The sequence below is a fragment of the Methylobacterium tardum genome, from assembly GCF_023546765.1.
In the GTDB taxonomy this organism is placed as follows: Bacteria; Pseudomonadota; Alphaproteobacteria; order Rhizobiales; family Beijerinckiaceae; genus Methylobacterium; species Methylobacterium tardum.
In genome coordinates this window covers 4168157-4185705 of record NZ_CP097484.1, presented here as the reverse complement: position 1 = coordinate 4185705, position 17549 = coordinate 4168157, and the positions used below count along the sequence as shown (strand labels likewise).

The following is a 17549-nucleotide window of genomic DNA, read 5'->3' as shown; positions in this document are numbered from 1 at the left end:
ACAATTGGGGACACAGCAGTTATACGTGTGTGGCATCGCCTGCCTAAGCTGTTAAGGATTTTTTAACAGTCTAGAGGTGCCTGCCGTGGAATGCCTCGCTTCGCTCACCTCACGTTCTCCGATCCGGACGGCGTTGGCCGATAAAAATTTTCGTACAGCGAGCTTGAGATCAGAATTTTCTCATCGGCCCACCATCCTGTATCCTGCGGGACAGCGCATTTTCTGGGAGGACGATCAGGCTAACTCCATCTTTCTTGTGGCTGACGGTGTCTTGAGGATCTCGCGGTTCCTCATGGATGGCCGGCGTGGTGTCATAGGATTTGTCTTTCCTGGAGACATCATGGGGCTATCGGCGCGTACGAGACACATCTACTCAGCTGAGGCCGTCACGAACTGCTATATATACGCTCTGCCGCGGGAGAAGCTGAATACGCTGCTTGCCGACAGCTTGGTGCTGCGGGAGGAGTTCATCTCCGAGCTCTGCGCCGAAGTGTCGAGGACGCAGTCGCTCGTCCTGAACCTGAGCCAGAAGAGCGCCGAGGAGCGTGTCGCGAGCTTTATCCTGGAGTTGGTCCCCAGGGGCGAACGCAGATCGGCCGGCAAGGTCGAGGTCCGGATGCCGATGTCGCGCCTCGACATCGCGGACTATCTGGGCCTGACCGTCGAGACCGTCTGCCGCTCCCTCGCCAAGCTCAAGAAGGCGGGACACATCAGGACGGTCGGACGCGACATCGTGCTGATCGAGCGGCTGGCCGACCTCAAGGACTTCGCCTGCGCCGACGGGGTCTGCTGACGATTCGGTAGGACGTGGGCGAACCGGTGGCAATCGGACCGGGATCGCCCGGCGCGACGGGTGGACGTCGCCGCTTCGGCGGCTGTTGTGCCGCATCCCGGGATAACAACGCCCGGACGTCAACAAGCCTGGGGCAATGCGGAGTCAATCCTCATGAAGACCCACGAGGCCGCTGACTTTCTCCCGAGCTTTGGCAAGCGGGACCGTTTTGCCGACATGTCCGTGTGGGAGGCGCTCAATATCGCCGTGTTGTGCCTCGTCGCCGGGCTCGTGCTCGGCGCGGCTGTGCTGTCGCTCGTCCTGTATCAGGCTTGGATCGCGCTGGAGCGCCGGCGCAGGCCGTCGCCCCGGGTGCGGCACGCCGCACGTTGACCGACCCCTCGGCTGAAGGTCCGAGCCTGGAAAGGCCTCGCTCGCGCTCTCGCGTCTTGCTCCGCGACCCGGAAACCGTAACGGTGGTCCGGACGCGAGAAGATCGACACCGTGTGGACACCGAGCACGCGCTACCCCGACCCGGCGATCGAGATCATCGATGCCTCCTTCGCCCGCTATCGGGTGTTCAGCGCCGCGGTCGAGCGCCTCGCCACCGGCTTCCGCTGGTGCGAGGGGCCGGTCTGGTTCGGGGACGGGCGGTACCTCCTGTGGAGCGACATCCCCAACGACCGCATCCTGCGCTGGGACGAGGAGAGCGGGGCGATCGGCACCTTCCGCAAACCGTCGCGCTTCGCCAACGGCAACACGCGCGACCGGCAGGGGCGCCTCGTCACCTGCGAGCATGGCGGACGTCGGGTCACCCGGACGGAATATGACGGGACGATCACGGTGCTGGCCGACGCGTTCGACGGCAGGCGGCTGAATTCCCCGAACGATGTCGTCGTGGCCTCTGACGGGGCGGTCTGGTTCACCGATCCACCCTTCGGGATCGCGGGTTTCTACGAGGGCGAGCGGGCCGAGCCCGAATTGTCCCAGAACGTCTACAGGATCGATCCGGAGACGGGCGTGCTGGAGGTGGTGGCGAGCGGCATCGCCGGTCCCAACGGCCTGTGCTTCTCCCCTGACGAAAGCCGGCTCTACCTGGTGGAATCCCGCGGACAGCCGACCCGGCGGATCGTCGCCTACGACGTGGTCGGCGGCCGCGCCCTGCGCGACAGGCGGGTGCTGATCGATGCCGGGCCGGGGACGCCCGACGGGATCCGCTGCGACGTCGACGGCAATCTCTGGTGCGGATGGGGCATGGGCGACGATGCCCTGGACGGCGTGATGGTGTTCAACCCCGACGGCCGGCTGATCGGCCGGATCCGTCTGCCGGAGCGCTGCGCCAACCTCTGCTTCGGTGGGCGCCACCGCAATCGGCTGTTCATGGCCGCGAGCCAGTCCCTCTACGCCCTCTATGTCGACGTGCAGGGTTGCGCCGGGGGATGAGCCTTCCACCGCGGTGCGGCACGGATCTGGAGCCGTGCTTGACCGGAGCGCCGTGCCGACCCACTTCCCGTCCGCCGGGGGCATAGCGGGACACCAGCCGATGATCGATCTCTACTACTGGCCGACGCCGAACGGCCATAAGATCACGATGTTCCTCGAAGAAGCGGGCGTTCCATACCGCATTCACGCGGTCAATATTGGTAAGGGTGAGCAATTCAATCCGGATTTTCTGAAGATTGCTCCCAACAACCGCATGCCGGCGATCGTCGACGACGAGCCGGCGGGCGGCGGCGCGCCGGTCTCGCTGTTCGAGTCGGGTGCGATTCTCCTCTACCTCGCCGAGAAGACCGGCCGCTTCATCCCGGGCGACCTGCGCGGCCGCGCCGAGGTGCTGCAATGGCTGTTCTGGCAGATGGGCGGCCTCGGCCCGATGCTCGGCCAGAACCACCATTTCTCGCAATACGCGCCCGAGAAGATCGACTACGCGATCAAGCGCTACGTCAACGAGACCAACCGGCTCTACGGCGTGCTTGATCGGCGCTTGGCCGACCGCGCCTTCGTCGCCGGAGCGGACTACTCCATCGCCGACATGGCCTGCTATCCCTGGATCGTGCCGTGGGAGAAGCAGGGCCAGAACCTCGGCGAGCACCCGAATTTGAAGCGCTGGTTCACGGCGATTGCGGAGCGGCCCGCGACGAAGGCGGCCTACGCCCGGGCCCCGGAGGTCAACCCGGATTTCGGGAAGACCATGAGCGAGGACGCCAAGAAGGTGATGTTCGGCCAGACGGCCGCCAGCACCAAGCGCTGATCCGTCCCGATGAGCGGAACGCCGGCCGCGCTGCCGCTGAAGGTGCTCCATCGCGGGTGGAACACCTTCGGGATCGCCACGCTGACGCTGCCGGACGGCAGCACCGTGCCGCGGGCCCTGGAGGACCACGGCCAAGCCGCCTGCGTCCTGCCCTACGATCCCGAGCGGCGCGTGGCGCTACTCGTCCGGCAGGCCCGGGTCGGGCCGGCCTTCTGGGGCGAGCCGGCCGATCTCGACGAGGCGCCGGCGGGGGGCCTCGACGGCGGCGAGCCGGAGGCGACCGCGATCCGCGAGGCCATGGAGGAGGCGGGCGTCCGTCTCCGGCAGCTCGACTGCGTGGCGCATGCCTACAGCATGCCGAGCGTGTCCTCGGAGCGCCTCTGGCTCTACCTCGCGCCCTACGGTGAGGCCGACAAGGTCGCCGCCGGCGGCGGTCTGCACGCGGAGGGCGAGCAGGTGGTTCCCGTCGAGGTGCCCCTGGCGACGCTGGCGGAAGCGGCCCGCTCGGGCCGGTTTCCCGACCTCAAGACCCTGGTGCTCGTCCAGGCGCTGATGCTCCGCAGACCCGAGTTGTTCGCCGCATGACTCTTCCGCCCGACGCGCCCGCGCAGGATGTCCTCGCCCGCATGCTCGCTTTCGCCGAGGAGGCGGCCCCGCTCGCCCTGCGGATGCGCGCGGCCGGGCTGGACATGACCAACAAGGGCCCGGATCTGGGTCAGGCCCTCACCGAGGCCGATCTCGCAGTGAGCCGGCTGCTGCACGCCCGATTCGGCCCCGACCTGATCGAGGAGGAGACGGCGGACGACCTGAGCCACGCGGCCGCGGCGGCGCTGCTCGCCCGGGACGCCTGGACCTTCGTGGGCGACCCGATCGACGGCACCCGCCCCTTCGCGGGCGGCCTGACGGGCTGGGGTGTGATGGTGGCCGCCTGCCGCGCGGGCTGGCCCCGCGCCTGCGTGATGAACCTGCCCGTCTGGGCGGAGGACCGCGCCGGCCCGGCCCGCATCGATCCGGCCGAGGCGGCGCGCGGCATCCTGCTCGCGGCCTGCGACGGCCAAGCGTTTTGGGCGCCCACGCAGGGCGGTATCCGGGCCGAGGCCCTGCGGCCGCTGGAGCGGCCCGGGCGCCGGACCGGCCATGTCGGCTGGCTCTCGGTGACCGCCCAGAAATTTACCCTGGATTACGGGCGCGGCTGGTTCCCCTGGAGCGAGGGCGGCACGATCTCCGACGCCGCGCTCCTGGCGACCGGGCGCCTCGACGCGACGCTCAGCAACAACCGGCTGTGGGATCTGGCGCCGATCCTGCCGCTGTTCGAGGCGCTGGGCTTCGGCCTGTTCCACTGGCCCGATCTCACGCCGCCGCCGGCCGCCTTCGTCGATCTGTTCGATGCGGGCCTGTCAGCCCATGACGACCTCTGGATGGTCTGCCGCAACCGGGATCAGGCGGCCGACCTTGCGCAGGCGATCCGCCGTGCCGAGCCGGTGACCGGCTCGGCAGAAGGCGGCTAGGCCGAGGTCTCACCGTCCCCTTCATCGCGGCGCTGGTGCGCCATGATGGCCGCCGCAGGGGCGGGGAAGCGCGGCCGCTCGACAGCGTTCCCGGTCCGTGATTTTGCCGCCACCGTCTTTGCGAGCGGAGCGAAGCAATCCAGGTGCGCCACGCTCACCGAGATCGCGCTGCCCTGGGTCACGTCGCTTCGCTCGTGATGATTTCGGGCATCCGCATCCGAGGGGTTCGACCGGCAGCCGCGCACGCCAAACTTGCAGAAAAAGGGGCAGCGCACCCCGTAGTGGCGCGCCGCCCCTTTCCGTGTCGGTCGATCAGTTGAGCGTCGCGTGGACCGGCCGGCGCTCGGTGCGGACCGTGACGTCGCCGATCATCAGACCCATCGGGCCGAGCCGCACCGGCACCGTCTCGCCGTCGTGGACCTTGCCGGAGAGCACCAGCTCGGCCAGCGGATCCTGCACGTTCTTCTGGATCACCCGCTTCAGCGGCCGCGCCCCGTAGGCCGGGTCGTAGCCCTTGTCGGCGAGCCAGTTCTTGGCGTCCTCGTCGACCTCCAGGGTGATCTTGCGATCGTCCAGGAGCTTCTGCAGCCGCCCGAGCTGGATCTCCACGATCGCCCCCATCTCCGACCGCGCCAGGCGGTGGAACAGGATGATCTCGTCGACCCGGTTCAGGAATTCCGGCCGGAAATGGCCTCGCACTACGCCCATCACCTCGTCGCGGACCGCGTCGGTGTCCTGGCCAGCGGGCTGGTTCACCAGATACTCGGCCCCGAGATTCGAGGTCATGATCAAGAGCGTGTTGCGGAAGTCGACCGTCCGCCCCTGGCCGTCGGTGAGCCGCCCGTCGTCGAGAACCTGCAGCAGGACGTTGAACACGTCCGGATGCGCCTTCTCGACCTCGTCGAACAGCACGACCTGGTAGGGCCGGCGCCGCACGGCCTCGGTGAGGGCGCCGCCCTCCTCGTAGCCGACATAGCCCGGAGGCGCGCCGATCAGCCGGGCGACCGCGTGCTTCTCCATGTACTCGGACATGTCGATGCGCACGAGCGCCGTGTCGTCGTCGAACAGGAAGCCGGCGAGCGCCTTGGTCAGCTCGGTCTTGCCGACACCCGTCGGACCCAGGAACATGAACGAGCCGATCGGCCGGTTCGGATCCTGCAGCCCGGCGCGGGCGCGACGGACCGCGGTCGAGACCGCCTCCACCGCCTCGCGCTGGCCGACGACGCGCTTGGACAGAGCCTCCTCCATGGCCAGCAGCTTCTCGCGCTCGCCCTCCAGCATCTTGTCCACCGGCACGCCGGTCCAGCGGGAGACGACCCCGGCGACGTGGGCGGGCGTGACCGCCTCCTCCATCATGCCGTCGCGGCCGTTCTCGGCTTTCGCCTCGATCTCGGCGAGCTGCTTTTCGAGGCCTGGGATGACCCCGTAGGCGAGCTCACCGGCGCGCTGGTACTGGCCTTGGCGCTGCGCCGCGGCGAGGTCGTTCCGGGCCTCGTCGAGCTTCTTCTTGAGGCCGGCGGCCGTGCCGAGCTTGTCCTTCTCGGCCTTCCAGCGGGCGGTGATCGCCGCCGAGCGCTCCTCCAGGTCGCCAAGCTCCTTCTCCAGCCGGACCAGCCGGTCGCGGGAGGCGGAATCGGTCTCCTTCTTGAGCGCCTCGCCCTCGATCTTCAGCCGGACGATCTCGCGGTCGATGTTGTCGAGCTCCTCAGGCTTCGAGTCGACCTGCATGCGCAGGCGCGAGCCGGCCTCGTCCACGAGGTCGATCGCCTTGTCGGGCAGGAACCGGTCGGTGATGTAGCGATTCGACAGCGTCGCGGCCGCGACCAGGGCGGAATCCTGGATGCGCACGCCGTGGTGCTGCTCGTACTTCTCCTTCAGGCCGCGCAAGATCGAAACCGTGTCCTCCACGGTCGGCTCCGACACGAAGACCGGCTGGAAACGCCGGGCGAGGGCCGCGTCCTTCTCGACGTGCTTGCGGTACTCGTCGAGCGTGGTCGCGCCGACGCAGTGCAGCTCGCCGCGGGCGAGCGCGGGCTTCAGGAGGTTCGAGGCGTCCATGGCCCCGTCCGCCTTCCCGGCGCCGACCAGCGTGTGCATCTCGTCGATGAACAGGATGATGCCGCCCTCGGCCGCCGTGACCTCGGAGAGCACGCCCTTCAGCCGCTCCTCGAACTCGCCGCGGTACTTCGCGCCGGCGATCAGCGCGCCCATGTCGAGGGCGAGGAGACTCTTGTCCCGCAGGGACTCGGGCACGTCGCCGTTGACGATGCGCAGAGCCAGACCCTCGACGATCGCGGTCTTGCCGACGCCGGGCTCGCCGATGAGGACCGGGTTGTTCTTGGTGCGCCGGGACAGGACCTGAATGGTCCGCCGGATCTCCTCGTCGCGGCCGATCACCGGGTCGAGCTTGCCGTCCCGGGCGGCCTCGGTGAGGTCGCGGGCATACTTCTTCAGCGCGTCGTAGGCGTTCTCGGCCGAGGCGTTGTCGGCGGTGCGGCCCTTGCGCAGCGCGTTGATCGCGGCGTTGAGCGAGGCGGGGGTGACGCCCGCCGCCTGAAGCGCGCGGCCGGCCTCGGAATCCTTCTCCACCGCCAGGGCGAGGAGCAGCCGCTCGACCGTGACGTAGGAATCGCCCGCCTTCTCGGCGGCCTTCTCGGCGGTGTCGAACAGGCGCATCAGCTCGCGCGTCGCCTGCGGGGCGGCCGCGTTGCCGGACACCTTCGGCTGCTTGGCGAGCCACTGCTCGGTCTGAGCCAAAGCCACGCGCGACTGGCCGCCCGCACGGTCGATCAGGCCGGCGCACAGGCCTTCCGGATCGTCGAGCAGGACCTTGAGCAGGTGACCCGGCTGAAGCTGGGGGTGTCCCTCGCGCATCGCGAGGTTCTGAGCCGCCTGCACGAAGCCGCGGGCGCGCTCGGTGTATTTTTCAAAGTTCATGCACAACCCTCCCGTACCGGCATCCGCCGCCCGATGAGAGGCGCGGCGCCACCGAAACGTCGCCCTCCGGCTATCCGCCGCGCGAGGGCCCCGGCGCCGTGATGGCCGCCGGTAGACCGGATGTGGTGTTGCAATTGAGCACCACAAGGGGCGGCGAAGCTCTTGCGCGGCGGATCATTTCAGGGCCACGCTCCGCGCATGACCGCATTGATTCATGTCAGCGCCCTGTATCGCTATCCGGTGAAGGGCCTGAGCCCCGAACCCATCGAGCGGGCGGAGCTCGCGACGAGCGGATTCTTCCCCGGCGACCGGCTCTACGCCATCGAGAACGGCCCCTCGGGCTTCAACGCAGTCGCGCCCCGGCATCAGCCCAAGACCAAGTACCTGATGCTGATGCGCGACGAGGCGCTGGCCCGCCTGCGCACCCGCTACGACGACGCCACGGCGACGCTGACCATCGAGGGCTGCGGCGAGAGGCAGGCCTTCCGGCTCGACACCGAGGCCGGGCGGGACGGGCTCGCCGACCTGATGCGCCGCTTCATCCCCGAGAGCCTGCGGGGCGAGCCGAAGGTGCTCGCGGCCCCGCCGCAATACCGCTTCACGGACTCGCCCATCGGCTACGTGTCGCTGATCAACCGCGCGAGCGTGGCGGCGGTGGAGGATTACATCGGCGCGCCGGTCGATCCCCTCCGCTTCCGCGGCAACCTGCTGGTCGACGGGCTCGCGCCCTTCGCCGAGCTGGAGATGGTCGGCCGGGTGATCGAGGCGCCGAGCGGGCTGCGCCTCAAGATCACCAAGCGGACGGTGCGCTGCGCGGCCACCAATGTCGATCCGGCGAGCGGCATCCGCGATTGCGACATCCCGTGGACCCTCGACGCGCGGCTTGGCCACCGCGACCTCGGCGTCTACGCCGAGGTGATCGCCGGTGGGGCGCTCGCGAAGGGTGACGCGCTGCGGCCGGTGGGCTGACGCGCGATTCCTTCGATCCGACGCTGTCGTCCTTGCGAGCGCAGCGAAGCAATCCAGTCGGCGCCACGCCGACAAGCCGCGCGCCGCCCTGGGTCACTTCGCTGCGCTCGTGATGACGGATCGGCGCGGTCGAAGGGACAGCGTGTCAGAGGCGCGACACGTAGGCCGCCAGATCCTTGATCTCGGCCTCGCTCAGGCCCTGCGCGACCTCGTTCATCGCGGGATCGTAGCCGGGCCGGCTGTTCGACTTGTAGCCGGTCAGTGCCTTGGCCAAGTAATCTTCCCGCTGAGCCCGGATCCGCGGGATCGCGTCGCGGCCCGCGAGGTCGGGGCCGTGGCAGGAATTGCACTGGTGCTTGGCGACGAGGGCCTGCCCCCGCTCCGTCAGGGCCGGGTCGGCGGGCGGGCCGGACCGGCTCGGCGGCGGCAGGGTCGCCACCGCGTCGGCATAGGCGCGCAGGTCGTCGTCGGAGAACCCGGCGGCGACGTCGTTCATGGGGGGCGCCTCGCGCTGCTTCTCCCGGAACTGGAACAGCTGCGTGACCACGTAGTCCGGGAGCTGCCCGCCGAGCGAGGGCACCCCCTCGGTCTCCGAGGTACCCGCCCCGTGGCAGCCGATGCAGGGCGCGAGGCGCTCCTGCATCGCGGCATCCGGCGCCGCGAGTGCCGCGCCGGCCAGCATCGCGCCAAGGGCCGGTCCCAGCCCTCGGAGGATGCGCATCCGCGTCACAGGCGCCATCACTTGCCGTAGCTGACGCGGTAGATCGCGCCGTTGTAATCGTCCGCGACGAGGAGCGAGCCGTCCTTCGCGACGAGGACATCGGCCGGACGTCCGACATACTTGTTGTCTTGCAGGAAGCCGGTCAGGAACGGCTCCACCGCGGTGATCTTGCCGTCGGCGCCGGCCTTGGCCATCACCACGTCGCCGCCGAGCTTCTTGGTGCGGTTCCAGGAGCCGTGTCGGGCGATGAAGATCGCGTCGCGATACGCCTCGGGGAACTGCGTCCCGGTGTAGAACCGCATGCCGAGCGAGGCCGTGTGCGGCCCGAGCAGAGCGGCCGGCGCGGTGAATTCCGAGCAGGAATGTCCCCAGCCGTACTCGGGATCGGTGAACGTGCCCTGATGGCAGAACGGGTAGCCGAAATGCTGCTTGCCCGGCTCGGAGATGACATTCAGCTCGTCGTTCGGGATGTCCTCCGAGACCCAGTCGCGGCCGTTATCGGTGAACCAGAGCTGCTTGGTCTTGGGGTTCCAGTCGAAGCCGACCGTGTTGCGCACGCCGCGGGCGATGACCTCGGCGTTCTTGCCGTCGAGATCGATCCGGCGGATCTGCGCGTGCGTGTCCGGCGGCATCAGGATGTTGCCCGGCGCGCCGATCGGCACGTAGAGCTTGTTGTCCGGGCCGATGGCGATGAACTTCCAGCCATGCGCCTCGTCCTTCGGCAGGTCGTCGTAGACGAGGGTGGGCTTGGCCGCGCCGTCAAGATGCTGCGCGATGTCGTCGTAGCGCCAGATCTTCGAGAGCTCGGCGACGTAGAGCGCGCCGTCGTGATACGCGACGCCGTTCGGCCGGTGCAGGCCCGACGCGATGGTCTTGACCTCGCGCTTCCCGTCCTGGCCCGCCTGCGGCAGCACGGCGTAGACCTTCCCGACCGTGCGGGTGCCGACGAACAGGGTGCCGTCCGGTGCCTGGGTCATCTCGCGGGCATTGGCGAGGCCGCTCGCGTAGACCTCGATCTTGAAGCCGTCCGGCACCTTCAACTGGTCCAGGGGCAGCTTGGCCACCGGGGTGGCGAGCGGCGGCCCCGCGACGGGGGCGAGCTTCGCGGCCGCGCCGCCCTCAGGCCGACCGTACAGCGCATCACCGCGTTCGACGGCCTTCACGCTCGCCGGCGGGGCTGCGGAGGCGGGCGTCTCCTGCGCGCGCGCGGCCTGGGAGCCAATGGCGCCCAGGCAGGTGAGGGCGGCGGCGAGGGAGCGGGTGAGGAGCGGCTTGCGGTTCGGCGTCATGGTGTCTCCCGATGCGGGCGGCGCTCCGGCCGGCCCACTTGTTCTGCACTCATTATTCAACGAACTGTCCGACGACGCGACCCGCCGGGCAAGCCTGGGCGCGACAGCGCGATGGCGACGTAACTCCCGCCCGGATTAGGGGCGCTGCGCGCCCGTGCGGGCGCGTTCCACGTACCTTTCGCCATCTTCACGCAGGAGCAGCCGCTCCGCAACGAGCCCGTCGACGGCGCGGGCGACGGCGTCAGCATAGGCGGCCTGATCCGGGTAACGCTCGGCGAGCGAGAGCCGCGGGTCGCCCTTGGCCTCGCGCTCGGCCTTCGTCGCCGCGAAGGGCAGCAGGCTGCCCTCTCGATCGCACAGCGCGCCGGCCGGGAAGGGCTCGGCGTAGAGGTTCCAGCCGGTATAGGTGCCGCGCGGCACGGCGACCTCGGGCAGGCGGATACCCGCGATGGCCTGCCCGTCCGCATCGACCCGCGGAACCAGGGGCCGGTATTGCGGCCCCGCTTCGGGATGCGGATCGACGTAGGTCGGAAACCGCGCGATGGCGTTGGTGAACGTCGCGACGGCGAGACCCGGCACGTACGGGAAGCCCGTGGCGGTCGGCTCGACCAGGGTCCCGTCCGATCGGCGCGGCACCCGGCTCGCCGGCGGCGCCCGGCCGTCGCGCACCCATTCCTCGAGATCGACCAGCAGCGCGCGTAGGGCCGGGCCGGGGTTGAGCGTGTTGCGCGGATTGGCGCACGGCCCCTTGTCCGAGACGAGGCCCGAGCGGCCGTAGTGGAAGCCGCCCGCGATCAGGTAGGCCCGCGCCGTGTCCGGCAGGTCCACGTCGGCGCGGCCGAGGGGATCCGTGGTCAGGAGGGAGGCCCCTTTCTGCCAGTACTCGGTCTCGGTGTTCACTTCCATCCAGAGCGGGTCGAAGCCGTCGCCGCGCAGAAGCGCGCCGCGCTGCCCCGTCACCGGATCGTGCTGGGCGGCCGGCGAGAACGGGAAGGCGTTCTCGGGGTAGAGGTGATCCTCGTGCTGGGTGTTGGTCCGGGAGGGCTGGGCGAAGCGCGCGTTGAGGAAGACACCGCCGACCCCGGAGATATGGGCCAGCACCCCGTCGAACACGCGGGCGCCGGCCTCATCCCGGTTGAAGCCGAGATGGACGAAGTCCCGCAGGAAGCGGCCGCTCTGCGAGATGCCGAGCGCCAAGGCGCGCTGCATCTTGCCGCCGGCCGGGTTGTCCGCGGCGCTCCTGCGGAGATAGGCGACCACATCCCGCGTCGCCGCGAAGCCGAGGCCCAGAACCTTCGGGCCGACGGCCTCGTAGGTGAACTCGTAGAGCGAGCCGGGCTGGGGCTTCGTGCCCGCGGGCAGCAGCATGAGCTGGCGCGGCCCCGCGAAGGTCCAGGCCTCGCGCGGCACCGGCAGAGGCGGGTCGGCCTCTCGGCGCCGGACCGTCAGGGTGGCGCCGGGCTGGTCCGTGCCGGCAGCCGCGAAGGTCAGGTAGAACGGCGCCTCCGTCGGGCCGCGCGTTCCGCTCACCAGTTCGTCGCGCACGGTGCCGACGATCGGCTTGCCGTCGCGGGTGGCCACCGGCACGTCGATCGCCATGCCGCCGTTCTGGCGCAGGGCGTCCGCCTCCCAGCCCGACCAGACGATCGTGTCGCCGCGGTTCAGGACCAGGGCCGTGCCCGCATCCCGGGCTTCGCGCGGGTCGTTGACCGCCTGTGCGGCCTGGGCGGGCGCGTCGAGCACCCAGTTGAACAGGAACTTCCGGCCGCGGTTGAGCACCTCGTAGAGCAGCGTGCCGCTGCCGCGTGCCGGGTCCTTGGGGCGGAGGATGAACAGGTCCGTGCGGTACTCGGCGAGACCGCGCGCGTTGCGCGGCGCCAGCACGATGTCCGCAATGCCGGCATTGGCGGGGTCCGCCGGGTCGATCTCGCCGCGGGCGAAGCCTGTCACCCGCTCGTAGGCGCCGGTCTCTCCGAAGCTCGCACCGCCTGCAAACGGCTCGACGGCAGTGATGTCGAGGCCCACGATCCGGGCCGTGGCCGGCGTGGCGGCCGGCACCGCGAGGCATAGGGCAGCGACGCAGGCACGCAAGCGCACGGCGCGGACAAACATCCCTGACCCCCGAATGCCTTCTTTCTGAGGCCCTCAGGGCCATGGAGCGGATTAAGCGTCGCGCGTGCGCTCCATGTCGACGGCATTCTAAACGCCAGCGTTACAAATTTCCGTCAGCGACCAGACCGGAGCGGGCCTGGGCACGCGCGGACGGCTGCGCACGCGCTCACCTTGCGTTTTGGGCAACGATCTCCGAAAACGCCCCCCATCCGGGAAGCTTAGGCTTGGCCGGGGCGCCGGCCGGCCGCCGGGGCCGGCCGACGCGGCGTTCCGATCCGGTTCGAGGACAGGGTTCGATGATCGATTACGCGCAGGCGCGGCGGATGATGGTCGACTGCCAGTTGCGGACCTTCGACGTGAACGAAAACACGGTGCTCGACGCGTTCGACACCGTGGCGCGCGAGACCTTCGTTCCCAAGGACCGCGAGCCCTTCGCGTATATCGACCAGACCTTGCATATCGGTCCGGCCGGCGGCGAGAGCCGCTGCATGCCGGCGCCGATGGTGCTGGCGCGGATGATCCAGGCCCTGCGGATCCGGCCGGGCGTCACCGCTCTCGATGTCGCCAGCGGCTACGGCTACGCCGCGTCGGTCATGGCGCATCTCGGCGCCCAGGTGACCGCGCTGGAATCGGTTCCCGAACTCGCCGCCGAGGCGCGCAGCCGGCTCGGCACCGCCGTCCAGGTGGTCGAGGGCCCGATCGGCGCCGGCGCGCCCAAGCAGGCGCCGTTCGACGTGATCCTGGTCAACGGCCGCGTCGAGGTGCGTCCGCAGGCGCTGCTGGAGCAGCTGAAGGACGATGGCCGCCTCGTCTGCGTGATGGGCCCGCACCGCAACGCGAAGGTGACGCTGTTCGTCCGCGCCGGCGACGCGTTCGGGGCACGTCCGCTGTTCGACGCCTCGCTCCCCGGCCTCGACGCCTTCGCGGAAGAGGCCGGCTTCGCGTTCTGAGCGCCTGACGGGACGTCAGCCCAACCGGTAATCGGCCATCCGGGCCCGGCGGGCGCTGCGGCGGTAGGCCATCACCGAGTCCGGCCACAGGGTCGTGTTCCGACCCTGCGCGTCGAGATACCAGCTTTTGCAGCCGCCGGCCTGCCAGATGCTGTCGGCCATCCGGGTGCGGATCCGGTCGAGGAAGCGCGCCTGCGCCTCCGGGCGGACCTCGATGGCCCGGGCGCCCCGGCGCAGGGCCTTCAGGCAGTCGAGCACGTGCTGCACCTGGACCTCGATCATCGACACGACCGAGTTGTGGCCGAGCCCGGTATTCGGCCCGAGCAGCATGAAGTAGTTGGGAAAGCCCGCGACGGTGATGCCCTGGTAGGCGCCCATGCCGCCCGCCCAGGCCTCGGTCAGCCGCAGGCCGCCGCGCCCCACGAGGTTCATCCGCGCGAAGGTCGCGGTGACGTCGAAGCCGGTGGCGTAGACGATCACGTCCAGGTCGAGCGTGTGGCCGTCTTCCGTGACGAGGCCGGTCGGCGTGATCCGCGCGATCGAGCCCGTTTCCAGGGTGACGTTCGGGCGCTGGAGGGCCGGGTAGTAATCGTCGGAGATCAGCACCCGCTTGCAGCCGAGCCGATAGTTCGGCGTCAGCTTCGCACGCAGGTCCGGGTCCCGGATCGCCTTGGCGAGGTGCCGGCGCGCCAAGCCTTCGGCCTGGCCGGTCAGCTTCGAGACCTTGGTGAAGCCCAAAAGGGCGCGGACCTCGTGGAGCCAGAACAGCCGCGCCCGCTCCAGCTGCCGGGCGAACGGGATCTTCCGGTACCGATCCTTGGCGCGCTCCGCGATGGCATGGTCGTTCTTGGGCATGATCCAGGGCGGTGTGCGCTGGAACAGGGTCAAGTGGCTGGCGATTGCGGCGAGTTCCGGCACCACTTGGACCGCGCTCGCCCCCGTGCCGATCACCCCGACGCGCTTTCCGGCGAGGTCGACGGCATGATCCCACGCCGCCGTGTGGAAGGCGGGGCCTGCGAAGGACTCGCGGCCGGGAATGTCCGGATAGGCCGGGTGGTGCAGGCCGCCCATGCCGGAGACGATCGCCCGCGCGGTGACCGGCCCCCGGTCTGTCTCGACGTGCCAGAGGGCGCGCGCCTCGTCCCAGGTCGCGCCCTGGAAGGTGGTCCGGAGCTGGATCAGCGGCATCAGCCCGTGGCGCTCGGCGGTCTCGCGCAGATAGGCGAGGATCTCCGGCTGCGGGGCGTACATCCGGCTCCAGTCGGCCTTCGGGGCGAAGGAGAGGGAGTAGAGATGCGAGGGCACGTCGCAGGCCGCGCCCGGATAGGTGTTGTCGTGCCACGTGCCGCCGAGGCCGCCGCTCTTCTCGATCACCCGCAGCGGCCCGATCCCCGCCTGCCGGCAGCGGATCGCCATGGCAAGGCCGGAGAATCCGGCGCCGACGATGAGGACCGCCAGCGGTTCAGGGGCGGTTCCGCGCGCAGGATCGGTCATGGCACGAGGCTCCCGGAGCTGGCGTGGGCTTTCGGCGCGCGGGCCTTCAGGAAGGCGGCGGCCGCGTCGAGGGAGATGCGCGCCTCCGGCAGGATATGGGCGGCGAACTGCCAGGCATGGGAGACGACGGGGAAGACCGTCAATTCCGCCTCGACCCCGGCCGCCCGGGCCCGCTCCGCCATGCGCACGGAATCGTCGCGCAGGATCTCGCGGTCGCCCACGTGGAACAGCAGCGGCGGGAGGCCGGTCGGGTCGCCGTAGATCGGCGAGATCCGCGGGTCGGCGGGGTCGGCCTTGCCGAGATACATCGGCCGGATCGCCGCGAGCGCCTGCGGGTCGAACATCGCGTCGCGCCAGGCATTCGTCACCCGCGAGCCGTCCTCGGAGACGAAGTCGGTGGCGGGGGAGAACAGGGCGGCGGCCCAGGGCATCGGCAGGCCACGGTCGCGAGCCTCGCCCATCAGGACCAGGGCGAGGTTGCCGCCGGCCGATTCGCCGGCCAAGCAGGCCGCTCCCTCGGCGCTGAAGGCCCGCCACACCGCCACGACGTCCTCGACGGCGGCGGGGAACGGGTGCTCGGGGGCGAGGCGGTAATCCGGAGCGAAGATCGTGAAGCCGCGCAGCGCCAGCGCGCCGGTCACGGGGCGATGCGTGCGCGGCGAGCAGGCGATGAAGCCACCGCCGTGGATGTAGAGCATCCGCTGGCCGGGCCCGGATTTCGGCCGCACCCACTCGCCCCGGACGCCGCCGACGGTCCCGGGCTCGTAGGTCACGCCCTTGGGATCGGGGAAGGCGGGCGCCTCGAAGATGCGGCGGAAGGCGGCGGCGTCCCGCGCCCGGGCCAGCGGCCCGCGGATCCGGCTGCGGATCATGTAGGCGCCGATATAGGCGCGCAGGCTCGCCATCTCAGAGGTTCCCGCCCGACAGCCGCACGATCGTCTTCCAGTAGCCGACCGGCATCAGCCGCTGGATCAGCGCCGCGTTCCGGGCATCCTTGCCGATGACGATGCGCGGCGCCCGGGCCTCGATGCCGCGGATGATCGCGTCCGCGGCGTCGGCGGGGGGCAGCGTCAGGAGCTTGCCGAAGGCCTCGCGCCCCTTCTCGTCTTCGACCGCCGCACGCTTGGCCGCCTCGGGATCGGAGGGCGGCCGCCGGCCGCGGGCGTTGCGGGAGATGGCGGTGGCGACGCCGCCCGGATGGACGACCGTGATCCCGAGCCCGGTGCCCTCGTATTCATGGCGCAGGGCCTCGGAGAAACCCCGGACCCCGAACTTGCTGGTGCAGTAGGCGACTTGGCCAGGCGGCGCGATCAGCCCGAACAGGCTCGACAGGTTGACGATCTGCGCCGCCGGGCGGGCGCGCAGCATCGGCAGGAAGGCGTGGCACATCCGCACGACCGCGCGCAGGTTGATGTCCATCAGCCACTCGAAATCTTCGAGATGCGTCTCGTCGAACCGGCCGCCGAGCGCCACGCCGGCATTGTTGATCAGGATGTCGAGGCGCCCGAACCGGTCCTGGGCCCAGTCTGGCAGCGCGCGGATCGCGTCCGCATCCACGAGATCGACGATCCGGGTCTCGACCGTGGCGCCGCGCGCCCGGATCTGCCCGGCGACGTCCTCGAGGCCGACCGGATCCCGGTCCACCAGCAGCAGGCTGCAGCCCTTGGCGGCCAGACCCGCCGCCAGGGCGGCTCCGATGCCGCTCGCCGCGCCGGTGATCAGCGCGACCGCGCCTGCGAGCTGAAACCGCTGAGCCAAGCTGTGCCTCCCGTCGTGCCGGTTGGTCCGGGCCTTGAACGAGGGATAGCCTCCGCTCCGGAGGTTGTCTAGGGTGAACACCCTAGACGAGACGATGGACGATGGCGCGGGGCCGAGCATCACTGAAGGAGGAGCGGGCGCCGGCCCTGGCCGCGCCGAGCACGCGCGACCGGATCCTGGCGGTGAGCCTGGCGCTGTTCAACGCCCGCGGCCTGGGCCGGGTGACGACCGCGGAGATCGCCGCGGCCACGGGGATCCGCGAGGGCAACCTGCAATATCATTTCCCGCGCAAGAGTGGCCTCGTGGAGGCGATGTTCGCGGGCTTCGAGGCGGAGGCCGTGGCGGTCGCCGGCCAAATGCCGGCGGATCCCGCGGCACCGGAGGCGCTGCTCGCCTACCAGCGAGCGTGGTTCGACCTGATCTGGCGCTACCGCTGCGTCTACCGGGACGGGATCGCCATGGTGGAGATCGCGCCGGCCCTGCGCCCGCGTGTCCATGCGCTGCGGGCGCGGACCCAGGAACTGGCCCGCGGCGTCTTCGAGGCGGCGGCGCGAGCCGGGCGGCTCCGGATCGGCCCCGACGCCCTCGGGCGCCTCATCGACAATGCCTGGATCGTGTCCAGCCACTGGATGAGCCATCGCCCCCAGGGTGGTACCGCGCTGACCGAGGCCGATCTCGACTGGGGCTTCGCCCAGGTCCGCGACCTGTTCACCCCCTATCTCGCGCCGGATCGCCCGGATTGACGGTCGCTGGCCCGAACCTTCCATAAGCGCCGGCCAAGCTCGGAC

17 protein-coding genes are annotated in these 17549 nt (G+C 70.2%); 9 read left to right on the top strand and 8 right to left on the bottom strand.

Going from position 1 to position 17549, the window contains the following annotated elements; translation table 11 throughout:
• Positions 1–76: 76 nt before the first annotated feature.
• From M6G65_RS19965 to M6G65_RS19940, 6 genes are all read left to right on the top strand, one after another.
• A complete protein-coding gene (locus M6G65_RS19965) occupies positions 77–793 on the top strand; it encodes a Crp/Fnr family transcriptional regulator (RefSeq protein ID WP_347710455.1) in 717 nt (238 codons plus the stop codon).
• Positions 794–946: 153 nt separating this feature from the next.
• On the top strand, positions 947–1165 hold the full coding sequence (locus M6G65_RS19960; RefSeq protein WP_238196827.1) for a hypothetical protein: 219 nt from the start codon (positions 947–949) through the stop codon (positions 1163–1165).
• Positions 1166–1276: 111 nt separating this feature from the next.
• Positions 1277–2215, top strand: a complete 939-nt coding sequence (locus M6G65_RS19955) for an SMP-30/gluconolactonase/LRE family protein (protein ID WP_238196828.1) — start codon at positions 1277–1279, stop codon at positions 2213–2215.
• A 100-nt stretch (positions 2216–2315) separates the two neighbouring features.
• Positions 2316–3023 (top strand): glutathione S-transferase N-terminal domain-containing protein, encoded by a 708-nt coding sequence (locus M6G65_RS19950; RefSeq protein ID WP_250102766.1) that lies wholly within the window; start codon positions 2316–2318, stop codon positions 3021–3023.
• 9 nt (positions 3024–3032) lie between these two features.
• On the top strand, positions 3033–3608 hold the full coding sequence (locus M6G65_RS19945; protein ID WP_238196830.1) for an NUDIX domain-containing protein: 576 nt from the start codon (positions 3033–3035) through the stop codon (positions 3606–3608).
• Positions 3605–4531 carry an inositol monophosphatase family protein gene (locus M6G65_RS19940; protein WP_238196831.1) on the top strand — a complete coding sequence of 309 codons (927 nt, stop codon included), beginning with the start codon at positions 3605–3607 and terminating at the stop codon, positions 4529–4531. The genes M6G65_RS19945 and M6G65_RS19940 overlap by 4 nt, the downstream gene beginning before the upstream one ends.
• Here M6G65_RS19940 and M6G65_RS19935 read toward each other — a convergent pair.
• The gene (locus M6G65_RS19935) at positions 4528–4713 is read right to left on the bottom strand and encodes a hypothetical protein (protein ID WP_238196832.1); all 186 of its coding nucleotides are present in this window, start codon (positions 4711–4713) and stop codon (positions 4528–4530) included. The genes M6G65_RS19940 and M6G65_RS19935 overlap by 4 nt on opposite strands.
• A gap of 130 nt (positions 4714–4843) precedes the next feature.
• Complete coding sequence (gene clpB, locus M6G65_RS19930) at positions 4844–7468, bottom strand: ATP-dependent chaperone ClpB (protein WP_238196833.1); 2625 nt, start codon at positions 7466–7468, stop codon at positions 4844–4846.
• A 198-nt stretch (positions 7469–7666) separates the two neighbouring features.
• On the opposite strand from clpB, the gene M6G65_RS19925 reads away from it, so the two are divergent.
• Positions 7667–8437: an MOSC domain-containing protein gene (locus M6G65_RS19925; protein WP_238196834.1), complete on the top strand. Its 771-nt coding sequence runs from the start codon at positions 7667–7669 to the stop codon at positions 8435–8437.
• A 145-nt stretch (positions 8438–8582) separates the two neighbouring features.
• Here the strand turns inward: M6G65_RS19925 and M6G65_RS19920 are convergent, their stop codons facing one another.
• From M6G65_RS19920 to M6G65_RS19910, 3 genes are all read right to left on the bottom strand, one after another.
• Entirely contained in the window at positions 8583–9158 is a 576-nt protein-coding gene (locus tag M6G65_RS19920; protein WP_238196835.1) for a c-type cytochrome, read from the bottom strand.
• Positions 9159–9175: 17 nt separating this feature from the next.
• Positions 9176–10447, bottom strand: a complete 1272-nt coding sequence (locus M6G65_RS19915; protein WP_238196836.1) for a PQQ-dependent sugar dehydrogenase — start codon at positions 10445–10447, stop codon at positions 9176–9178.
• A gap of 135 nt (positions 10448–10582) precedes the next feature.
• Positions 10583–12559, bottom strand: a complete 1977-nt coding sequence (locus M6G65_RS19910; protein WP_250102765.1) for an alpha/beta hydrolase domain-containing protein — start codon at positions 12557–12559, stop codon at positions 10583–10585.
• A 296-nt stretch (positions 12560–12855) separates the two neighbouring features.
• On the opposite strand from M6G65_RS19910, the gene M6G65_RS19905 reads away from it, so the two are divergent.
• On the top strand, positions 12856–13509 hold the full coding sequence (locus M6G65_RS19905; RefSeq protein ID WP_238196838.1) for a protein-L-isoaspartate O-methyltransferase family protein: 654 nt from the start codon (positions 12856–12858) through the stop codon (positions 13507–13509).
• Between the two features lie 15 nt (positions 13510–13524).
• Here M6G65_RS19905 and M6G65_RS19900 read toward each other — a convergent pair whose 3' ends face one another.
• Genes M6G65_RS19900 through M6G65_RS19890 form a run of 3 tightly spaced genes read right to left on the bottom strand, consistent with a single transcriptional unit; the run spans position 13525 to position 16761 of the window.
• Positions 13525–15003: a flavin-containing monooxygenase gene (locus M6G65_RS19900; RefSeq protein WP_238196839.1), complete on the bottom strand. Its 1479-nt coding sequence runs from the start codon at positions 15001–15003 to the stop codon at positions 13525–13527.
• Positions 15000–15908: an alpha/beta hydrolase gene (locus M6G65_RS19895; RefSeq protein ID WP_238196840.1), complete on the bottom strand. Its 909-nt coding sequence runs from the start codon at positions 15906–15908 to the stop codon at positions 15000–15002. The genes M6G65_RS19900 and M6G65_RS19895 overlap by 4 nt, the downstream gene beginning before the upstream one ends.
• Position 15909: 1 nt before the next feature.
• Entirely contained in the window at positions 15910–16761 is an 852-nt protein-coding gene (locus tag M6G65_RS19890) for an SDR family NAD(P)-dependent oxidoreductase (protein ID WP_238196841.1), read from the bottom strand.
• A 101-nt stretch (positions 16762–16862) separates the two neighbouring features.
• Between M6G65_RS19890 and M6G65_RS19885 the strand changes: the two genes are divergently transcribed.
• Positions 16863–17504, top strand: a complete 642-nt coding sequence (locus tag M6G65_RS19885) for a TetR/AcrR family transcriptional regulator (protein ID WP_238196842.1) — start codon at positions 16863–16865, stop codon at positions 17502–17504.
• The last annotated feature ends 45 nt before the right edge of the window (positions 17505–17549 follow it).

What these genes read in the sequence shown, in the direction of transcription:
- M6G65_RS19960 (WP_238196827.1), top strand. Translation starts at nt 947, where the DNA reads ATGAAGACCCACGAGGCCGCTGACTTTCTCCCGAGCTTTGGCAAGCGG.
- M6G65_RS19950 (WP_250102766.1), top strand. Translation starts at nt 2,316, where the DNA reads ATGATCGATCTCTACTACTGGCCGACGCCGAACGGCCATAAGATCACG.
- M6G65_RS19945 (WP_238196830.1), top strand. Translation starts at nt 3,033, where the DNA reads ATGAGCGGAACGCCGGCCGCGCTGCCGCTGAAGGTGCTCCATCGCGGG.
- M6G65_RS19940 (WP_238196831.1), top strand. Translation starts at nt 3,605, where the DNA reads ATGACTCTTCCGCCCGACGCGCCCGCGCAGGATGTCCTCGCCCGCATG.
- clpB (WP_238196833.1), bottom strand. Translation starts at nt 7,468, where the DNA reads ATGAACTTTGAAAAATACACCGAGCGCGCCCGCGGCTTCGTGCAGGCG.
- M6G65_RS19925 (WP_238196834.1), top strand. Translation starts at nt 7,667, where the DNA reads ATGACCGCATTGATTCATGTCAGCGCCCTGTATCGCTATCCGGTGAAG.
- M6G65_RS19920 (WP_238196835.1), bottom strand. Translation starts at nt 9,158, where the DNA reads ATGCGCATCCTCCGAGGGCTGGGACCGGCCCTTGGCGCGATGCTGGCC.
- M6G65_RS19915 (WP_238196836.1), bottom strand. Translation starts at nt 10,447, where the DNA reads ATGACGCCGAACCGCAAGCCGCTCCTCACCCGCTCCCTCGCCGCCGCC.
- M6G65_RS19910 (WP_250102765.1), bottom strand. Translation starts at nt 12,559, where the DNA reads ATGTTTGTCCGCGCCGTGCGCTTGCGTGCCTGCGTCGCTGCCCTATGC.
- M6G65_RS19905 (WP_238196838.1), top strand. Translation starts at nt 12,856, where the DNA reads ATGATCGATTACGCGCAGGCGCGGCGGATGATGGTCGACTGCCAGTTG.
- M6G65_RS19900 (WP_238196839.1), bottom strand. Translation starts at nt 15,003, where the DNA reads ATGACCGATCCTGCGCGCGGAACCGCCCCTGAACCGCTGGCGGTCCTC.
- M6G65_RS19895 (WP_238196840.1), bottom strand. Translation starts at nt 15,908, where the DNA reads ATGGCGAGCCTGCGCGCCTATATCGGCGCCTACATGATCCGCAGCCGG.
- M6G65_RS19885 (WP_238196842.1), top strand. Translation starts at nt 16,863, where the DNA reads ATGGCGCGGGGCCGAGCATCACTGAAGGAGGAGCGGGCGCCGGCCCTG.